Genomic DNA, 19,167 nt, shown 5'->3' on the forward strand with positions numbered 1-19,167 from the left:
CGTCAGGAAACCGACAAGTTACGCCAAATGGAGGGTTCGATGCTTGACCGCCTGCGCAGCCTGATCGGCGCCGAGAATGTGCTGACCGGGGCCGACATGGCCCCCTGGTGCCGCGAATGGACCGGGCATTACCGCTGGACGCCGCTGGCCGTGGCCCGGCCCGCGAACACCGCCGAGGTGGCAGCGATCCTGCGGCTGGCGGGCGAGAGCGGCACGAAGGTGGTGCCGGTCGGCGGCAACACCGGCCTCAACGGCGGCACCTATGCCGAAGGCGCGCTGATGCTGTCGCTGGCCCGCATGAACCGCATCCGCGAGATCCGCCCCGCCGCGCGGGTGGCGGTGGTGGAGGCGGGGGTTGTGCTTGAGGCGATGCACGCCGCCGCTGCCGAACACGGGCTGGCCTTCCCGCTGACCTTCGGCGCCAAGGGCTCGGCGACCATCGGCGGCGTCATCTCCACCAATGCCGGCGGGTCGAACGTGCTGCGCTATGGCACCACCCGCGCGCTGGTGCTGGGGGTGGAGGTGGTGCTGGCGGACGGCCGGGTGATGGACCTGATGGGCGCGCTGCACAAGGACAACACCGGCTATTCGCTGCGCGATCTGGTGATCGGTGCGGAAGGCACGCTTGGCATCGTCACTGCCGCGGTGCTGAAGTTGGTCCCGGCGCCGCGCGCCTACGCTACCGCTACGCTGGCCCTGTCCTCGCTCGACGGCGCGCTGACGCTGCTGAACCGGCTGCAGGCCGAGACGGGGGGCGCGGTCGAGGCCTATGAGTTCATGCCTGCCACCTATATGGCCAAGCTGGCACAGCACCGCCCCGACCTGCGCCAACCCTTCGCCGAGGTTCACCCGGTGACGGTGCTGGTCGAGGTCGGCGCCACCGCCCCCCGCGACGCCACCCCCGGCCCCGATGGCGCCCTGCCCGTTGTCACGCATCTGGAGGCCGTGCTGGCCGAAGCGCTGGAAGACGGCGCGCTGCTGGATGCGGTCATCGCCCAGACCGAGGCACAGCGGCGCGAGATGTGGGCGCGGCGCGAGGCGGCGGCCGAGATCACCTTCACCGCGCCGGTGCTGGTCGATACCGATGTGGCGCTGCCGCTGGACCGGCTGCAGGCGTTTCTGGATGCGATGACGGCCCGGCTGGCGGCGCTGGACCCGGGCGCGACCGAACTGGTGGTGGCGCATCTGGGCGACGGCAATATCCACTACACGGCCTACCCCTCCCGCGACGACCTCGCCTTGCAGGTGGAAATTCGCGCCGCGGTGGCCGAGGAAGCGGTGGGGCTTGGCGGATCCTTCTCGGCCGAGCATGGCATCGGCCGGTCAAAACTGGCGACGCTGCAGGCCCACAAGAATCCGGTCGCGCTCGACGCAATGCGCGCCATCCGCGCCGCGCTGGACCCCACGGGGGTTCTCAACCCGGGAAAGACGGTGGTCTGACGCTCAGCGCCAGTCGAAGAAGCCGGCCGGCGCCTGCGCCAACAGCCGACGCGCCAGATCGGTGCCCAGATCGGCGGCGTCGGCGATGCTGCCCCGCGCCTCGCCGGTGATCGCTTCCGACCCGTCAGGCCGCAGGATCTCACCGCGCAGCCAGACATCGCCCGCCTCCAGCACCGCCAGCCCGGCAATCGGCGTTTCGCAAGACCCGTCCAGCGCCGCCAGATAGGCCCGCTCCGCCGCCAGCCGGTGCCCGGTGGGCGTGTCATGGATCGCCGCCAGCAGGAACGCGGCCCGTTCGTCCACCGCCCGCCGCTCGATCCCGATGGCGCCCTGTGCCACCGCCGGCAGCATCTCGTCCACCTCGATCGGTCCCTGCGCAACCTGCGCCATGCCGAGCCGGTTCAGCCCCGCCATCGCCAGAAACGTCGCCATTGCAACGCCTTCGCCGAGTTTCTTGAGCCGCGTCTGCACATTCCCGCGGAATTCCACCAGCTGCAGATCCGGCCGCCGATGCGCCAGCTGCGCGCGGCGCCGCAGGCTCGACGATCCGACAACAGCGCCCTGCGGCAGGTCCATCAGCTTGGGCACCTGCGGAGACACAAACGCATCCCGCACATCCTCGCGCGGCAGGTAGCAGTCGATCAGCAGCCCTTCGGGCTGATCCACCGGCATGTCCTTCATCGAATGCACGGCGATGTCGATGCCGCCCGCCGTCAGCGCTTCCTCGATCTCCTTGGTGAACAGGCCCTTGCCGCCGATCTCTTTCAGCGGGCGGTCCAGCACCTTGTCGCCGGTCGTCTTGATGATGACGATTTCGAACGCATCCTCGGGCAGGCCGTGGGCATCCATCAGGCGGCGGCGGGTCTCGAACGCCTGCGCCAGCGCCAGCGGCGAGCCACGGGTGCCGATCTTCAGCGGGGATTTTGCGTCGGGCATCTGCATGACCCCGGCATATCCGCGGCAAATGGCCCGCGCAATGGCCGTGCTGCTTGACATCGCGCCGCACCCGGCGATGAAGGGCGACAAAAGGGAGCCCGACCGATGACCGTTGCCAGATCCGACAAGACCATCCTGCGTGCCCTTGCCGGCGAGGCGCTGCCGACGCCGCCGATCTGGATGATGCGGCAGGCCGGGCGCTACCTGCCCGAATACCGCGCCACCCGCGCGCAGGCGGGGGATTTCCTGTCGCTGTGCTACAACCCGGACCTGGCGGCAGAGGTCACGCTGCAACCGATCCGCCGCTTTGGCTTCGATGCCGCGATCCTGTTTGCCGACATCCTGCTGATCCCGCAGGCGCTTGGCGCCGATCTGTGGTTCGAAACCGGCGAGGGGCCGCGGCTGTCCACCATCACCGGGGCCGAGGGGCTGCGCGCGCTGAAGGGCAAGGACGATATCCACGACCATCTGGCGCCGATCTATGAAACGGTGCGGATCCTGTCGGGCGAATTGCCGGCCGAAACCACGCTGATCGGCTTTGCCGGCGCGCCCTGGACGGTGGCGACCTACATGATCGCCGGGCGCGGGACCAAGGATCAGGGGCCCGCCCACGCGCTGAAGGCCGCGGACCGCGAGACCTTTGCCGCGCTGATCGACCTGATCACCGACGCGACGGTGGAATACCTGTCGATGCAGGTGCAGGCAGGGGCCGAGGTGGTGAAGCTGTTCGACAGCTGGGCCGGGTCGCTGAAAGGGCAGGACTTCACCGATTTCTCGCTGGAGCCCGCCCGCAAGATCATCGCCGCGCTGAAGGCCCGCCACCCCGGCCTGCCGATCATCGCCTTCCCGCGCGAGGCGGGGGATGGCTATATCGGCTTCGCCAAGGCGACCGGCGCGGACTGCGTGGCGCTGGACAATTCCGTTTCGGCGGATTGGGCGGCGGCGAATGTGCAGGTCGATGGCTGCGTGCAGGGCAACCTTGCGCCGCAGCACATGGTCACCGGTGGGCAGGCGCTGGTGGATGAGGCGCAGCGGATCGTGCGCGCCTTCCGCGGCGGGCCGCATATCTTCAACCTCGGCCACGGCATCACGCCCGATGCCAACCCCGACAACGTGGCGGCAATGATCGCGGCGGTGCGCAGCGCGTAAGGCTCAGGCTGCAGGCAGCATCCTGCGCAGCAGCGCGACCGCCTCGGCCCAGCCTTCGACTTCAGCGGCGGGGGTAATCTCGACGCTGCGGATCATGCCAAGCCGCGCCACCTGCGCCGGGCGGATCACGAAGGCGATGCGGGCGTCGTCCACGGTGATCGTCTCGATCGCGTCATGGGCGCCGAAGATGTCGTCGCTGACCTCCAGCCACAGTTTCGCTCCGTCCTGCCGGAACAGGGCATAGCCCTCATCGGGATCGTCGCTGGTGGCGAAGGCGGCCAGCACTTCGCCGTCTTCGTCCAGCGCCTCGCAATAGGCGGCCCTTATCTCGATATCTGCGGTCACAGTCATACCCATTTCGCCATCGGGGGCAGGCTCATCAGCACGGCATTGGCGTCGTGCCCGGTTTCCAGCCCGAACTTGGTCCCGCGGTCATAGACGAGGTTGTACTCGGCATAAAGCCCGCGGTGGATCAGCTGCGCGTCCTTGTCGGCCTCGGTCCAGGGCGTATCGCGCCGCCGTTCGGTGATCGGTACGAAGGACGGCAGGAACGCCTCGCCCACTGCACGGGTGAAGGCGAAATCCGCCTCCCAGTCGCCGGTGTTCAGATCGTCGAAGAAGATGCCGCCCACGCCCCGCGCCCGGCCCCGGTGCGGCACGAAGAAATACTCGTCGGCCCAGGCCTTGTAGTGATCGTAGTAGCCCGGGTCATGCGCGTCGCAGGCCGCGGCCAGCACGGCATGGAAATCCGAGGTGTCCTCGGGGTATTCGATGCAGGGGTTCAGGTCGGCGCCGCCCCCGAACCACGAGGCATGGGGTGTCCAGAACATGCGGGTGTTCATGTGAACGGCGGGCGTGTGCGGGTTTTGCATATGCGCCACAAGGCTGATGCCACTGGCCCAGAAGCGCGGATCCTCGGCCATGCCGGGCACACCGCGCGCCGCCATCGCCTTTTGCGCCCGTTCCCCCAACTCGCCATGCACGGTCGAGATATTGACGCCGACCTTCTCGAACACCCGCCCGCCGCGCATCACGCTCATCAGCCCGCCGCCGGCATCCGCGCCCTCGATCTGCGAGCGGCGGGTGGAGGTGACCTCGAACCGCCCCGCGGGCAGGCTGGCGAAGGGGCCGCCGGTCTGCGCATCCTCCAGCGCCTCGAACGCCGCGACGATGCGGTCGCGCAGCGTGCGGAACCAGGCCGCCGCCCGCTGCTTGCGCGCGCCGAAATCGTCTTGGATGCCGTCCATGTCGAAGTTCCTCCCCCGTCTTTGATCTTTCCTAGCATTTTCAGGCCCCGGGCGCCAAGGCCGCCTCACTTCAATGGCATTTGAGTTCCGGGGCCCGGGTTCTATAATCGCCGCAGCGTCGGCCCGGCCCCCTGCCGACGGCGCCCGGAGCCAAGGCCATGATGCAGCGCAGCCCAGTCGTTTCCACCCCTACCTTCGCCGCAGGCCGCATCGGCGCGCTGCTGGCTCTGCTGGCACTGGCGGGTTGCGCGGCCCAGCCGGCCCCCTGCAGCAGCACCGCCGCCCGCGATCTGCGCACGCTTGACACGCTGATCGCCGAAAGCCAGCAGAACCTCGCCCGCGGCTACGCCATCGGCAGCAGCACCGGGCGCGGCAATACCAGCGTCAATTTCTGCATGGGCAATTCCACCGGCAATGTCGGGCTCAGCCTCTGCTCGGGCGGCAATGGCGCCCGCCGCTCTGGCCCCGTCGCCATAGACCTTGACGCCGAACGCGCAAAGCTGGAGTCCATGCTGCAGCAACGCCCGGTGCTGGCCAGCCGCGCCGCCGCCGATGCCGCTGCCTGCACATCCGCCCGGGGCTGACCCGGCGCGAGAGGAACCCCGCCATGACCCACCCGCTGTCCCGCCTTGTCCTGACCCTGCCGCTGCTGCTGATCGCCTGCGGCACCCCGCAGGAACGCTGCATCGGCACCGCAACGCGCGATCTGCGCACGCTCAACGGGTTGATCGAGGAGTCGCAGGCCAACCTCGCGCGCGGCTTCGCCTATGAGGAATACACCGTCACCCGCAGCCGCTGGGTGCGCTGCCAGTCAGCGCCGGTGCGGGATTCCAAGGGCAATCTGAAGTCGGGGGGCAGCTACATGTGCCTTGACGACTACACCGATACCGTACGCCGCCCAGTGTCCATCGACCTTGCCGCGGAACGCCGCAAGCTGGACGGGATGCTGGAGAAGAAGCGCGAGCTGAACCGGGTTGCCGCCGCGCAGATCGAAGGCTGCAAGGCGCAGTTTCCCGAGTAGTCAGTGACCCGGCACCTGCACCGCATCCAGCAGGCTGCGCCCGCCATCCACCGTCAGGATCTGCCCGGTCACGAAGCCCGCTGCATCCGAGGCAAGGAACTGCACCGCCTCTGCCAGCTCGCTGGCCGGGGCGATCCGGCCCATCGGCGTGCCGGCGATGATCTGTGCGCGCCAGTCCGCGTGTTCGCGGCAGCCGTTCTGCAGGCTCATGCTCATCACCGACCCGAAGGCCACGGCATTCACCCGGATCTTGTGCGGCGCGTAGGCCACGGCGAGCGAGCGCGTGGTCTGGTCCAGCGCCGCCATTGCCACCGAATAGGCCAGAAGTTCAGGCTGCACCCGCTGCCCGGCGATGTTCGACAGGTTGACGATGGAGCCGATGCTGCCGGCGGTGCCGCTGCCTTCCGCCGTCTCGCGCGCGGCCTGGGCCACCATGCGGCGGGCGACGGTCTGGCTCAGCTTCAGCCCGGCCATCACGTTCTGGCGCAGCATGTCCTCCATCGGGGTGTCGTCGGCACACAGCGGGTCCGACAGCGCGATCTGGCGGCTGGCATTGACCAGGATGTCGATGCGGTCGAACGCGTCGACTGTGGCCGAGACAAGGTTGGCGATGGTCAGCTTCTGGCAGAGATCGCCGGCGAAATAGCGCGCCGGGCCTTCCTCGCGGGTCAGGTCCCCCAGCTCGGATTCCAGCTTGCCCTCGTCGATATCGGCGAACATCACATTCGCCCCGCGCTCGATGAAATGCCGCGCGATGGCAAGCCCGATGCCATTGGCGGCGCCGGTGACAATCGCGGTCTTGCCGCTGATGGAGTAGGTCATGTAGCCCCGTTCTATAGCGCCCACTGGACGTTTGGCGCGATCTTAACCGATTTCAGCGGCGACGGCGAGCCGTGCCGCGATGCGGCGAAGCGACCGAGCCCGGCGCCGGTGCCCGGTGCGGATGGCTGGCGCGGAACAGCTTGAAGGCGCCATCGCCGGGCAATTCCTGAACCTCGCGGAACGCCGCCGTCAGCGCCGCCTCATAGGGCAGGTGCCGGTTCGCCACCATCCACAGCACGCCCGCGGGCGACAGCACCCGTGCGGCAGCCGCGATGAACGAGGCCCCGAGCGAGGGATCGGCGGCGCGGCCCTGATGGAAGGGCGGGTTCATCACCACCACGTCGCAGACCCGTTCGGGCTTGAACTGCGTTGCATCAAGCCAATGGAACGCCGCGCGCGGGTCGGTGACATTGGCGCGGGCACAGGCCAGCGCCAGATGGTCCGCCTCGACCAGATCGACCGACTTCACCCCCGGCCGCGCCAGGACCTGCGCGGCCAGCCAGCCCCAGCCGGCGCCCAGATCGGCGGCGCGGCCCTTCAGGTCGGCCGGCAGCGCCGCCGCCAGCAACAGTGACCCGCGGTCCACCGCCTCGGCCGAGAACACGCCGGGCCAGGTGCGGAAGCCTTCCGTGGGGGTGAGCGGCTGCGCCTGCCAGTCGGCAAACGGCGCCGCATCGCCGCCTGCAAAGCTGAAGATCCGGCCATGCGCCTTGACCAAGGATCCCGGCACCTCGACCCGGCCGCGCAGATCGCGCAGCATGGTGTCGATCCCGTCGGTCTTTTGCCCGTCGATCCAGACCGGCGCGCCGGGGCGCACCCGCGCCGCCGCCTCGGCCACCATTGCCCGCCCCTCAGCGCGCGAGCGGGGCAGGAACACCAGCGCCGCGGCATGGTCATTACCCACCGGCTCGGCCGTCACCTTGTAGCCCTGCGCGGCCAGCGCGTCATGGTCTGGGCGGAAGCCCTGCACGGCGCGCACCCGGTCCACCGGCAGCGCCGACAGGTCGCTGCCCGCGCGCGGCCCCAGCACCAGAACCGTGCCCTCGGCCGGCAGCAGGTCGGGCGCGTCGTCCAGCAGCGTGCTCAGGCGAGAAGTTTTCATGGGGCCTCCGGGGCAATGCAATCCAGCCCGATACACCGCGCCGCAGGGCGGGGTCCAGAGCGAGGAGCAGATCCGCCGCGGATCAGTCCTTTTCCATCGTGCATTGCAGGGGATGCTGATGGCGGCGGGCGAAATCCATCACCTGCGCCACCTTGGTTTCCGCCACCTCGAAGCTGAACACGCCGACGACCGCCAGACCCTTCTTGTGGACGGTCAGCATGATCTCGAACGCCTGCGCATGGGTCAGGCCAAAGAACCGTTCGAGGATATGCACCACGAATTCCATCGGGGTGTAATCGTCGTTCAGCAGCAGCACCTTGTACATCGGCGGCCGCTGGGTCTTGGGGCGCGTCTTGGTGATGACCGTCTCGTCATTGCCGGGATTGCCGGTCCTGTCAGTCATGGTCCACGGCAGGTGATGCACCGCATGCTCCAGCAGATTCGAGGGTTGTGGGTTCAAGGTTCCAATATAGGGCAGATGCCGCCACGGGGAAGACCCGCGTTGCATCTGTTGCCCGCGCAGCGCACAACAATCGCGTCCAAATGCCCTGAAAATCCTCGGTCCGCAGATCATGTCCCCCGCGCCTCTCACCACCATCGGCTTCGATGCCGACGACACGCTCTGGCATAACGAGCGATTCTTCCGGCTGACGCAGGACCGCTTCGCCGAGTTGCTGGCCGGTCACGCGCCCCGCGGCGATCTGGACGCGGCATTGCTGGCGGCCGAGCGGCGCAACCTTGGGCAGTACGGGTTCGGCATCAAGGGCTTCGTGCTGTCGATGATCGAGACCGCGATCGAGGTGACGGATGACCGGGTTCCCGCCACCGTGATCCGCGAGCTTCTGGACGCAGGGCGCGAAATGCTGGCGCATCCGATCGAACTGCTGCCCCATGCGCGCGAGGCGGTAGAGGCGGCGGCGGGCCGGTTCCGGGTGGTGCTGATCACCAAGGGCGACCTGCTGGATCAGGAGCGCAAGCTGGCTCAGTCGGGCCTTGGCGATCTGTTCCACGCAGTCGAGATCGTGTCGGACAAGACGCCCGAGGTCTATACCCGGATCTTCGCCCGTCACGGCAGCGGGGCAGACCGGGCGGCGATGATCGGCAATTCCCTGAAGTCCGACGTGATCCCGGTGCTGCAGGCTGGCGGCTGGGGGGTCCATGTCCCGCATGGGCTGATCTGGGAGATCGAACGGGCCGACGCGCCAGAGGGGCACCCGCGATTCCGCGCCCTGCCGGACCTGTCGGGGCTCGCCGATTGGCTCAACCGCGCGGAAGACCACATCTAGGCGTTGCGCGCAGGGTTGCCGCAACACTTGGCATAGGCGGAATCTGGCTTAACTTCGCCCTGAAAGTTCTTGAATTTGGGGTGTTTTCTCACCTCCGAAGTCATGCTAGGCTTTCCGCAGAACGACAATTCCCGGCGATAATGATCGGGAAACTCTGAGGCAGTGAAAGGCAGGAACCGTGAACAGGTTTCCGGGACGATGGCTCTTCCATCGGCTATTCGCGTTTGCATTCGCGGTAGCCATGTCGGTGGTGCCGGCGCTTGCAGCGCCGTTTGCCGCGATGGTGATCGATGCACGCACCGGCGAGGTGCTGTATTCCGAGAATGCTGACACGCGACTGCATCCTGCATCGCTGACCAAGATGATGACGCTGTACATCGCCTTCGAGGCCATCGAGCGCGGCGAGATCAGCCTGGATACCAAGGTTACAGTTTCAAAGAACGCCGCGGCAGAGCCGCCCTCGAAGCTGGGCCTGAAGGCCGGGCAGAAGATTGCGCTGCGCTACCTGATCCGCGCCGCCGCGATCAAGTCGGCCAATGATTCCGCCACGGCCATCGGCGAAGCGATCAGCGGGTCCGAGGCCGAGTTCGCCCGCCGCATGACCCGGACCGCCGGGGCGCTCGGCATGAAGAACACCAGCTTTCGCAACGCCCATGGCCTGACGCAGGACGGCCACCTGTCCACCGCGCGCGACATGACCATTCTGGGGCGGCGGCTGTTCTACGATTTCCCGCAATATTACAACATCTTCTCGCGCCGCAGTGCCGATGCCGGGATGGCCCAGGTCGCCAGCACCAACCGCCGGTTCCTCGACGCCTATGAGGGCGCCGACGGGATCAAGACCGGCTATACCAATGCCGCCGGCTTCAACCTGACCGCCTCGGCGCAGCGCGGCAACAAGCGCATCATCGCCACGGTGATGGGGGGCAAGTCGACTGCCTGGCGCAACGAGAAGATGGCCGATCTGCTGGATGTCGGCTTTGGCCGCGCCCCGAACAAGGCGACGGTGCAAAAGCCCCCCGCGCCGGTCTATGCGCCGCTCGTGGCCGATGCGCTGCCCGAGTCGGCCGATGGCGCCGGCAAGACGATACGGGTCAGCGGCTCTGTCGCACGCAGCCTGCGGCCCAAGGGCCGGCCCGGCGCCGAGCCGGTGGCCCCGCCGGCCGAGGTGCTGGTGGCCATGCAGAGCAATATCGATGCGGTGCTCGCCGAGGTGCAGGGCGCAGCAGCAGTGCCGGAGGTTGCCGTGACCGCCGCCGCACCGGAGCTGACCCCAGCCGAGATCGCCGCCCTGCCGCCCGCGCTGCGCCCCGCCGCGCGCCCGGAAGAGCTGGCAGCACCCGCGCCGACACAATTGGCCGAAGCCGCGCCTCTGCCCGACGCCGTGCTTGCCGAGGCCGAGGCGCTGGCGATGGTCGCCGAAGCCGCCGAAACCGCGCCGCCGGCGAACCCGCAGGTTGCCAATGTCGTTCCCGCCGTCTCCACTGGCCCGGTGCTGATGCAATCGACCGAGCCGCAGCCCGAAACGCTGGAGCTTGCGGCGGTGCTGCAACCCCAGCCTGCCGTTGCCGCGCCGCCCTCGCGGCCGGGCACCATCATCCTCATGTCGGGGCAGACCGATCCGGACAGTTCCGCGCCCGCAGAGCTGGAGGTGGTCAGCCGCGTGTCCACCTCGGGCGGGCGACACTGGGCGATCAGCATCGGCAGCTTCCACACGCGCTATAATGCCGAGCGGGCGCTGCTGCAGATGGCGCTGACGGAATCCTCGACGCTGGATGGCACCTTGCGCAAGGTCGTCGGCCGCGGCGGCAAGTTCGATGCGAACTTCGTGGGCATGTCGCAAGAGATGGCCGAGGCCGCCTGCCGCAGGCTTGACGCTCGCGGGCAGGATTGCCAGGTCGTCGGGCCCTGAACTCTGATCCCCGCAAACAGCAAGGCCGCGCCCCGGGGCGCGGCCTTTTGCGTTCTCGGGGGAGGGCCTTCAGGGCTTCGGCTGATCGTCCCATTCCGTGGACAGGATGCGCTGCGCATCGCCCTTCGGGTCATCATATTGCCGGTCCTTGAGCGACCAGAAGAAGGCCGCAAGCCCCAGCCCGCCAAGACACAGCGAGATCGGGATCAGATAGGCGAGCATTTCCATGCGGGTCTTCCTTATTTCAGCCGCAGCGCGTTCACCGAGACGGTGATCGAGGACAGCGACATCGCCAGCGCGGCGGCCAGTGGGGTTGCCAGCCCGACAATCGCGATCGGCACCGCCACCACGTTATACAGCAGCGAGATGGCGAAGTTCTCCTTGATCCGCCGCCGCGCCTTCACGGCGACGCGAACCGCCTCTGCCACGGGCGACAGGTCGGTCCCCAACAGCACGATGTCGGACGCGGCACGCGCCGCATCCAGCGCCGAGGCCGGCGAGATCGAGGCATGGGCCGCGGCCAGCGCGGCGGTGTCGTTCAGCCCGTCGCCGATCATCAGCACCTTGCGGCCCTGCGCGGCGAGTTCGGCAATCAGCGCCACCTTGTCAGCCGGCAAAGCTTCCGCCTGCCAATGCTCGATGCCCAGACGGCCCGCAAGGTCGCCCACCGCGCCAGCCACGTCGCCCGAAATCAGATGCACGGCCTTGCCCTGCTTCTGGAACGCCGCCACCGCCTCTGCCGCGCCGGGGCGCAGGCGGTCGGCGAAGGCCACCGACAGCGGCGCCGCGCTGCCGATCTTCAGGTGCGTCGCGGTGATGCTGCCTGCCTCGGCGCCAACCCAGATGGCCCGGCCAAGCCGCACCACTTGCCCGCGCCACTGGCCTTCGATGCCATAGCCGGGCACCTCGCGCAGGTCGGTCACGGTGGCGGGGCGGATGCCGGCAACGCGCGCCGCATCCGCCAGCGCCCGCGCCAGTGGGTGCGAGGAGGCACCGGCCAGTGCCGCCGCAACCTCCAGCGCCGCATCGGGCAGATCGGCGAGGTTCACCGGTTCCGGCGCACCCATGGTCAGAGTGCCGGTCTTGTCGAAGACGACAGTATCAATCTCGGCCAGACGCTCCAGCGCGGTGCTGTCCTTGATCAGCAGGCCCTTGCGGAACAGCTTGCCACTGGCGGCCGTCACCACCGCGGGCACGGCAAGGCCAAGCGCGCAGGGGCAGGTGATGATCAGCACCGCCGCAGCGATGTTCAACGAGATGCGCAGATCGCCGCCGGTGATCTGCATCCAGCCGAGGAACGAGCTGAACGCGAGGATATGCACCCCCGGCGAGTAGAACCGCGCCATCCGGTCGGCCAGCGAGGTGTAACGGTTGCGGGCGCTTTCGGCCATCGCCACCAGGTCGGCCATCCGGTGCAGGCTGGTATCGCGGCCCGCGGCCGTCACCCGCACCGTCAGCGGCCCGGTCAGGTTGACCTCGCCGGCCAGAACCACGCTGCCGATCCCGGCCCAGGCGGGCAGGCTCTCGCCGGTCAGGAAGGATCGGTCGACCTCGCTGCTGCCATGGGTCACGGTGCCGTCGACCGGCATCCGCGCGCCCGGGCGCACCAGCACCAGATCGTCCACCGCAATCTCGGCCACCGGCACCGTCACCTCGGCGCCCTCGCGCAGGACCACGGCCCGCGGCACTTCCAGCGCCGCCAATTCTTCGGCGGCGGACCGGGCCACGGCACGGGTGCGGTAATCCAGATAGCGGCCGACCAGGAGGAAGAAGGACAGCATCACCGCCGCATCGAAATAGGCGTGATGGCCCGAATGCATCGTCTCATAGACCGAGATCGCCGAGGCGAGGATCAGCGCCAGGCTGATCGGCACATCCATTCCCAGCCGGCCCGCCTTGAGCGAGGTCCAGGCGCTGGAGAAGAACGGCTGGCCCGCGAACACAACGGTCGGCAGGGCGATGGCGGCGGAAATCCAGTGGAACAGGTCGCGCGTCGCATCCTCGGCTCCCGACCAGACGGCGACAGACAGCAGCATCACGTTCATCATCGCAAAGCCCGACACGCCGATCCGCATCAAGAGATCGCGGCCACGCCGGTCGGTTTCCGTCACCATCAGCGTGCCGGGGTCCAGCTCATGCGCCTCGTACCCGATGCGGTCCAGCACCGCGACAAGCCTCTCTGCCGTCACCTCGGGGTCCGCCTCCACCGCCACGCGCTTCAGCGTCAGGTTCACCCGTGCTGTTCGCACCCCCGGCTCGGCCGCCAGCGCCCGTTCCACGTCAGAGATGCAGACGGCGCAATGGGCGGTGGGCAGCGACAGGAACAGCCGCGCATCGCGCGGCGCGGCGGCGGCGGCAATGCGCTCTGCCGAGGGGGCGGCAAGGCAGGCGGGGCAGGCAGAGGCGGCAGGGACGTCCATCGGGGCTTATCCGTTCACGAACATGTCGTAGCGCTGGCGGAAGGCGACGCCATCCGCGGATTCCGCATTCAGGTGCAGCAGCCAGTTGCCAGGCTCCAGATCCAGCTTGGTGGTGTAGATCCCGCCGGTATAGGCCAGATCCAGCGGCCGGTCGTCGCGGGTATGGGTGGTGCGCCCGATCGTGACCGACAGCGCCTTGATCGGCGCCGGCATTCCCTGGGCATCGCGCATCACCAGGCTCAGCACGCCATCCGCGCCATACTCATGCGTGACCTGCCAGCCAAGAGCTTCCTGCGAGGCCCGTTCGGCATCGAAGGTCTGGCTGGCGACGTAGGAGTTCTTGACCTCCAGCCCCGGGAAGGTGCTGACCGCCTGAAACGCCATGGTCAGGTTGACACCGATGATCACCGCGAAGAAGCCGACCACGATCAGCAGCACCTTGCGCCCGGTCAGCGGGCGGCCTCCGTCCGGCGCGCGCCCTTGTACATTGCCCATGTCACTGTCCTTTTCCGTTGAAGATCGTGTCGATGCCGACACGGTTCCGGCTTTCTGTATCTTCGATCCAGATCGTCAGCGGCGTGCGCTCTGCCAGCGCCGGGGCCGATCCTGCGGGCGCCACCACATAGAGCCGTGTTCCGCCCAGTTCGTCTGCAGCGACCGACACCACCGTGCCCGCATTGCCCTCGACCGTGGTGATCAGCGCCGGATCGCCCTCGACCGTGATCAGGAAGTCCCGCACGCCATGCTGCTTGTTGCGCAGGCGCACCTCGTAGGTATTGCGGATCGAACCGTCGGACAGCGTCACGTAGACCGGGTTCCGCTCTGGCGTCACGTTCACGTCGAAGGGGGATCGCATGAACAGTGCCACCACCAGCCCGATGCCGATGCCTGCCCAGAGCACGGTATAGACAAGGGTGCGCACACGGAAGATATGTTTCCAGATATGCTTGGGATGGGCGCCGGCCCGTTCGGCCGCCTCGTCCTTCAGCGCCAGATAGTCGATCAGCCCGCGCGGCTTGCCGATCTTGTCCATCACCTCGTCGCAGGCGTCGATGCACAGCGCGCAGGTGATGCATTCCAGCTGCTGGCCGTTGCGGATGTCGATGCCCATCGGGCAGACGTTGACGCAGGCCATGCAATCGATGCAATCGCCCACCGGCTCATCGGTGCCCACCGCCTTCTTCAGCTTGCCGCGCGGCTCTCCGCGCCATTCGCGGTAGGCGACGGTGATGGTGTCTTCGTCCATCATCGCGGCCTGGATCCGCGGCCAGGGGCAGGCATAGATGCAGATCTGTTCCCGTGCAAAGCCGCCGAAGGCAAAGGTGGTCAGCGTCAGCACGAGGATGGTGATATAGGCCGCCGGATGCGCCTGCCCGATCAGCAGGTTGCCCAGAAGCGTCGGCGCGTCGGTGAAGTAGAACACCCAGGCGCCGCCGGTAGCGAGGCCGATCAGCAGCCACAGCGTCCATTTGGTCAGCCGGAGCCGGGCCTTGTGGGCGCTCCATTTCTGGTTGAACAGGCGGACCCGGGCGTTGCGGTCGCCTTCGATCCATCGCTCCACCAGGATGTAAAGGTCGGTCCAGACCGTCTGCGGGCAGGCATAGCCGCACCACACCCGGCCAAGCGCCGAGGTGAACAGGAACAGGCCAAGCCCCGCCATGATCAGAAGGCCGGCGACGAAATAGAATTCGTGCGGCCAGATCTCGATCATGAAGAAGAAGAACCGCCGGTTCGCCATGTCGATCAGCACCGCCTGGTCGGGCATCCCTGGCCCGCGATCCCAGCGGATCCACGGGGTCACGTAGTAAATACCCAGCATCACCGCGAGCAGCACCCATTTCAGGTTACGGAATCGGCCCTTCACGCGGCGCGGAAAGATCGGTTCGCGCGCGGCATAAAGGCTGGCGGGTTGGTCGGAAGAGCTCACGGCAGGTCTCCGTTGGCGGACTGGTTGGTGTTGCTTGTAGGATAGCTGTTCGCGCCGGGCATTGACCTGCGTCAAAAAAGGCAGACGGGTGATACATGAAAGCCGGTCGATCCCGCCGGGAAAGGAATGGCACCGGCACCCCCAGGAAACGCGCGAACAGGACGGGGAGCCGGTGCCATGACACGGACGTTTCCGCCACGGTCATGAGTTGCGTAATCCTCGCCGGACACCTCCGCCTTGACGTGGATCAACCTTTGCCGCCCGGCGAGTTGGCCAGGGGGCTTCGGGGTGCGGCACGATGCAGCAGGCACGGCAGAGTGCCCGGGCCGACAGCCTGCCCCAAAATGCGAACGGGGGGCCGAGGCCCCCCGCTGCGTCGTTTCTTCTGGTCGGCGGGGTTATTCGCCGCCACCCAGCCCGTGGACATAAGAGGCCACGGCCCGGATCTCGGCTTCCGAAAGCCGGGTGCTCCAGTTCGGCATCACGCCGAAGCGGGAGTTGTTCACCGTCTCGGTCAGGCTGGCGACATCGCCGCCATAGAGCCAGATCGCGTCGGTCAGGTTCGGTGCGCCCTGGGCACGGTCGCCGGTGCCGTCTTCCATGTGGCAGGACGCGCAGTTGTCGATGAACACCGTCTCACCCTCGGCCGACAGCGCCGCATCATGCTCTTGCCCCGAGATGGCCATCACATACTGCACCACCGCGTCGATCTGCGCCGGTTCCAGCAACTCGTCGGCGCCGAACCGCGGCATCTCGGAGTAGCGGGCATCGTCATCCTCGATGTTGCGGATGCCGTGGGTGATGGTCAGGTGGATGTCTTCCACCGACCCGCCCCAGAGCCAGTCGTTGTCCAGCAGGTTCGGATACCCCTCCGCCCCCGCCGCGCCCGAGCCGTGGCACTGCGCACACCAGGTGCGGAAGATCGCGCCCCCGGCGTTCTGGGTGAAGTTCGCCAGTTCGGGATCGGCACTGATCGCGTTCAGGTCGGCCGCGACCAGCTTGGCCTCGATCGGCGCATTGGCATCCTCGAAGCGCTGGATCTCGGCCGCGACATCGGCGCGGGTCGAGTGGCCCAGCAGGCCCGGCGTCGCCTTGGTCAGCCCCGGCCAGGCCGGATAGGCGATGGTGTAGAGGATCGCCCAGACGATGCAGGCATAGAAGGTCCAGAGCCACCAGCGCGGAAGCGGGTTGTTCAGTTCTTCGATGCCATCCCAGCTATGGCCGGTGGTGCCGACCTCTTCCTTGGCTTTCACAGGTCTCTTGGTCATTTCCACGCCTCCTTGAACGTGGCACCGCTGGCCTTGTCGGTGCCGTCGCCACCGCAGTCGGCGCAGGTGCCGGCACAGGCGGGTCGGTCTTCATTGCGGAACGGGATGTTGGCGGTGTCCTTGTAGACTTTCGAGCTGCCGGGCCGGAAGGCCCAGAACACGACACCCACGAAGAACAGCGTCAGCGCGAGAAGCGCCCAGCTGTCGGCGAACTCCCGAAGGATATGATAGTTCATGACGCCCCCCTACCGGCTTGCGTCAGGCGTGAAGGTCGAGAAATCGACCATCGTGCCCAACACCTGAAGATAGGCCACCAGCGCATCCATCTCGGTCACGCCGGGCTGCCCGTCATAGTTGGACACCTTGGCGCCGGGATAGCGTTCCTGCAGCCCGTCATAGTCGCTGTTCGGGTCGGCCTGGGCCACGAAGTCGGCCTTCGCCGCCTCGATCATCTCGGAACTGTAGGGGACACCCACCATGCGGTGCGTGCTCAGCAGGTCTTCGATATAGGTCGGCTCGATCAGACGGTTCGACAGGAAGCCGTATTTCGGCATCACCGATTCCGGCACCACCGATTGCGGGTCCGTCAGGTGATCGACATGCCATTCGTCGGAATAGCGGCCACCGACACGGGCGAGGTCGGGCCCCGTCCGCTTCGATCCCCACTGGAACGGATGGTCGTACATCGATTCCGCCGCAAGGCTGTAATGGCCATAGCGTTCGACCTCGTCGCGCATCGGACGGATCATCTGGCTGTGGCACACGTAGCAGCCTTCGCGGATGTAGATGTCGCGCCCGGTCAGCTCCAGCGGGGTGTAGGGGCGAACCCCTTCCACCTTCTCGATGGTGTTCTCGAGGTAGAACAGCGGTGCGATCTCGACGATGCCGCCGATAGACACCACCAGAAGCGAGCCAACCATGAGCAGGGAGGCGTTCTTCTCGAGGATGGCGTGTTTGTCTAGAAAAGCCATGGTTCTGTGCCTCCCTTATTCAGCGGGAACCGCGGCCGAGACATTGGCCGAGCGGGCCGGCTGTCTGGCAACGGTGGCCCAGAGGTTGTAGACCATGATGACACCGCCCGCGAGGTAGAGGACCCCGCCCAGACCGCGCACCACATACATCGGGAACTTGGCGGAAACCGTGTCGGCAAAGGCGTTCACGAGGAAGCCCTGGCTGTCCACTTCGCGCCACATCAGGCCTTCCATGATCCCGGTGACCCACATCGACGAGGCGTAGAGAACGATGCCGATGGTCGCCAGCCAGAAGTGCCAGGACACCAGCGACAGGCTATACAGCCGTTCGCGGTTCCACAGGCGCGGCACCAGGAAGTAGAGCGTGCCGAAGGTGATCATGCCGTTCCAGCCAAGCGCGCCGGAGTGGACGTGGCCGATGGTCCAGTCGGTGTAGTGGGACAGGCTGTTGACTGCCTTGATCGACATCATCGGGCCTTCGAAGGTCGACATGCCGTAGAAGCCGATGGAGACGACCATCATCCGGATGATCGGGTCGGTGCGCAGCTTGTCCCAGGCACCCGACAGCGTCATCAGGCCGTTGATCATGCCGCCCCAGGAGGGCATCCACAGCATGATCGAGAACACCATCCCCAGCGTCGCCGCCCAGTCGGGCAGGGCGGTATAGTGCAGGTGGTGCGGGCCGGCCCAGATATACATGAAGATCAGGGCCCAGAAGTGGATGATCGACAGCTTGTAGCTGAACACCGGGCGCTCGGCCTGCTTGGGCACGAAGTAGTACATCATGCCAAGGAAGCCGGCAGTCAGGAAGAAGCCCACCGCGTTATGGCCATACCACCACTGCGTCATCGCATCTTGCACGCCGGCGAACAACTGCACCGATTTCGACCCGAAGATCGAGACCGGGATGGCGAGGTTGTTCACGATATGCAGCATCGCGATGGTCACGATGAAAGACAGGTAGAACCAGTTGGCGACGTAAATGTGCTTTTCCTTGCGCTTGAGCAACGTGCCCATGAACACGGCAAGGTAGGCCACCCAGACGATGGTCAGCCAGATATCCACATACCATTCAGGCTCGGCGTATTCCTTGGACTGCGTGGCGCCAAGGATGTAGCCGGTCGCGGCCAGCACGATGAAGAGGTTGTAGCCCCAGAACACGAACCATGCGAGGTTGCCGCCCCACAGCCGCGCCGCCGAGGTGCGCTGCACCACGTAGAATGAGGACATCAGCAGCGCGTTGCCGCCGAAGGCGAAGATCACCGCCGAGGTGTGCAGTGGCCGCAGCTTGCCGAAGTTCGCGTAGCCTTCGGCGAAGCTGAGGTTGAGGCTGGGGAAGGCAAGCTGGAAGGCGATATACGTCCCCGCCAGAAACCCGACGACGCCCCAGAGCGATGTCGCGATCACGCCGGCGCGAATCACGCCATCGTTATATTCGTTGGCCGGCACCGGCCGTGCGTCGCCCATGCTCCGCAGCACCCACAGAAACGTCACCGAAGCCGCCAGCATGACAGTCAGTGCGTTAACCATGTAGGCCAGATCACGCGCATAATTGGCGGCAATCGCGGCCAGCACCGCGACAGCACCAAGCGCGATCAGCTTGATGTAATCCCACATTCCTTGCGTCCCTTCGTCTCTTCCCGGCGGCCGACTCATGCCGACAGCT

General features: G+C 67.0%; 20 protein-coding genes. 6 read left to right on the forward strand and 14 right to left on the reverse strand.

Annotated elements, in window-relative coordinates; translation table 11 throughout:
• Positions 1–39 precede the first annotated feature (39 nt).
• A complete protein-coding gene (locus tag GVY41_RS15305; RefSeq protein ID WP_161347893.1) occupies positions 40–1,440 on the forward strand; it encodes an FAD-binding oxidoreductase in 1,401 nt (466 codons plus the stop codon).
• Positions 1,441–1,443: 3 nt separating this feature from the next.
• Here GVY41_RS15305 and hemC read toward each other — a convergent pair whose 3' ends face one another.
• Positions 1,444–2,376, reverse strand: a complete 933-nt coding sequence (gene hemC, locus GVY41_RS15310; protein ID WP_188816055.1) for a hydroxymethylbilane synthase — start codon at positions 2,374–2,376, stop codon at positions 1,444–1,446.
• A 105-nt stretch (positions 2,377–2,481) separates the two neighbouring features.
• On the opposite strand from hemC, the gene hemE reads away from it, so the two are divergent.
• On the forward strand, positions 2,482–3,525 hold the full coding sequence (gene hemE / locus GVY41_RS15315; RefSeq protein WP_161347891.1) for a uroporphyrinogen decarboxylase: 1,044 nt from the start codon (positions 2,482–2,484) through the stop codon (positions 3,523–3,525).
• A gap of 3 nt (positions 3,526–3,528) precedes the next feature.
• Here the strand turns inward: hemE and GVY41_RS15320 are convergent, their stop codons facing one another.
• Together GVY41_RS15320 and hemF are read right to left on the reverse strand one after the other, a co-directional pair.
• Positions 3,529–3,876 (reverse strand): hypothetical protein, encoded by a 348-nt coding sequence (locus GVY41_RS15320; RefSeq protein WP_161347890.1) that lies wholly within the window; start codon positions 3,874–3,876, stop codon positions 3,529–3,531.
• Positions 3,873–4,772, reverse strand: a complete 900-nt coding sequence (gene hemF, locus GVY41_RS15325) for an oxygen-dependent coproporphyrinogen oxidase (RefSeq protein WP_161347889.1) — start codon at positions 4,770–4,772, stop codon at positions 3,873–3,875. The genes GVY41_RS15320 and hemF overlap by 4 nt, the downstream gene beginning before the upstream one ends.
• A gap of 158 nt (positions 4,773–4,930) precedes the next feature.
• Here hemF and GVY41_RS15330 point away from each other — a divergent pair, with 158 nt between their 5' ends.
• Together GVY41_RS15330 and GVY41_RS15335 are read left to right on the forward strand one after the other, a co-directional pair.
• Entirely contained in the window at positions 4,931–5,356 is a 426-nt protein-coding gene (locus tag GVY41_RS15330) for a hypothetical protein (RefSeq protein ID WP_161347888.1), read from the forward strand.
• A gap of 23 nt (positions 5,357–5,379) precedes the next feature.
• Positions 5,380–5,793 carry a hypothetical protein gene (locus tag GVY41_RS15335; RefSeq protein ID WP_161347887.1) on the forward strand — a complete coding sequence of 138 codons (414 nt, stop codon included), beginning with the start codon at positions 5,380–5,382 and terminating at the stop codon, positions 5,791–5,793.
• Here GVY41_RS15335 and GVY41_RS15340 read toward each other — a convergent pair whose 3' ends face one another.
• From GVY41_RS15340 to clpS, 3 genes are all read right to left on the reverse strand, one after another.
• Entirely contained in the window at positions 5,794–6,615 is an 822-nt protein-coding gene (locus GVY41_RS15340) for an SDR family NAD(P)-dependent oxidoreductase (RefSeq protein ID WP_161347886.1), read from the reverse strand.
• 52 nt (positions 6,616–6,667) lie between these two features.
• Complete coding sequence (locus GVY41_RS15345; RefSeq protein ID WP_161347885.1) at positions 6,668–7,717, reverse strand: class I SAM-dependent methyltransferase; 1,050 nt, start codon at positions 7,715–7,717, stop codon at positions 6,668–6,670.
• A gap of 82 nt (positions 7,718–7,799) precedes the next feature.
• Complete coding sequence (gene clpS / locus GVY41_RS15350; protein WP_161347884.1) at positions 7,800–8,120, reverse strand: ATP-dependent Clp protease adapter ClpS; 321 nt, start codon at positions 8,118–8,120, stop codon at positions 7,800–7,802.
• 169 nt (positions 8,121–8,289) lie between these two features.
• On the opposite strand from clpS, the gene GVY41_RS15355 reads away from it, so the two are divergent.
• Positions 8,290–9,003 carry an HAD family hydrolase gene (locus tag GVY41_RS15355; RefSeq protein WP_161347883.1) on the forward strand — a complete coding sequence of 238 codons (714 nt, stop codon included), beginning with the start codon at positions 8,290–8,292 and terminating at the stop codon, positions 9,001–9,003.
• A gap of 241 nt (positions 9,004–9,244) precedes the next feature.
• Positions 9,245–10,915: a D-alanyl-D-alanine carboxypeptidase family protein gene (locus GVY41_RS15360; protein ID WP_161347882.1), complete on the forward strand. Its 1,671-nt coding sequence runs from the start codon at positions 9,245–9,247 to the stop codon at positions 10,913–10,915.
• A gap of 69 nt (positions 10,916–10,984) precedes the next feature.
• Here GVY41_RS15360 and ccoS read toward each other — a convergent pair whose 3' ends face one another.
• The 8 genes from ccoS to ccoN form a co-directional block, all read right to left on the reverse strand.
• Positions 10,985–11,143, reverse strand: a complete 159-nt coding sequence (ccoS, locus tag GVY41_RS15365; RefSeq protein WP_161347881.1) for a cbb3-type cytochrome oxidase assembly protein CcoS — start codon at positions 11,141–11,143, stop codon at positions 10,985–10,987.
• Between the two features lie 11 nt (positions 11,144–11,154).
• On the reverse strand, positions 11,155–13,335 hold the full coding sequence (locus GVY41_RS15370; protein WP_161347880.1) for a heavy metal translocating P-type ATPase: 2,181 nt from the start codon (positions 13,333–13,335) through the stop codon (positions 11,155–11,157).
• A 6-nt stretch (positions 13,336–13,341) separates the two neighbouring features.
• Positions 13,342–13,830 (reverse strand): FixH family protein, encoded by a 489-nt coding sequence (locus tag GVY41_RS15375; protein ID WP_161347879.1) that lies wholly within the window; start codon positions 13,828–13,830, stop codon positions 13,342–13,344.
• Between the two features lies 1 nt (position 13,831).
• Positions 13,832–15,262 (reverse strand): cytochrome c oxidase accessory protein CcoG, encoded by a 1,431-nt coding sequence (ccoG, locus tag GVY41_RS15380; protein WP_161347878.1) that lies wholly within the window; start codon positions 15,260–15,262, stop codon positions 13,832–13,834.
• 398 nt (positions 15,263–15,660) lie between these two features.
• Positions 15,661–16,530 (reverse strand): cytochrome-c oxidase, cbb3-type subunit III, encoded by an 870-nt coding sequence (gene ccoP / locus GVY41_RS15385; RefSeq protein WP_161347877.1) that lies wholly within the window; start codon positions 16,528–16,530, stop codon positions 15,661–15,663.
• A complete protein-coding gene (locus tag GVY41_RS15390) occupies positions 16,527–16,766 on the reverse strand; it encodes a cbb3-type cytochrome oxidase subunit 3 (RefSeq protein ID WP_161347876.1) in 240 nt (79 codons plus the stop codon). Before GVY41_RS15390 ends, ccoP begins: the two co-directional genes overlap by 4 nt.
• A gap of 9 nt (positions 16,767–16,775) precedes the next feature.
• Positions 16,776–17,501, reverse strand: a complete 726-nt coding sequence (gene ccoO / locus GVY41_RS15395; protein WP_161347875.1) for a cytochrome-c oxidase, cbb3-type subunit II — start codon at positions 17,499–17,501, stop codon at positions 16,776–16,778.
• A 15-nt stretch (positions 17,502–17,516) separates the two neighbouring features.
• Positions 17,517–19,118: a cytochrome-c oxidase, cbb3-type subunit I gene (gene ccoN / locus GVY41_RS15400; RefSeq protein ID WP_161347874.1), complete on the reverse strand. Its 1,602-nt coding sequence runs from the start codon at positions 19,116–19,118 to the stop codon at positions 17,517–17,519.
• Positions 19,119–19,167: the final 49 nt, after the last annotated feature.

The organism is Frigidibacter albus (assembly GCF_009908165.1).
GTDB lineage: Bacteria > Pseudomonadota > Alphaproteobacteria > Rhodobacterales > Rhodobacteraceae > Frigidibacter > Frigidibacter albus.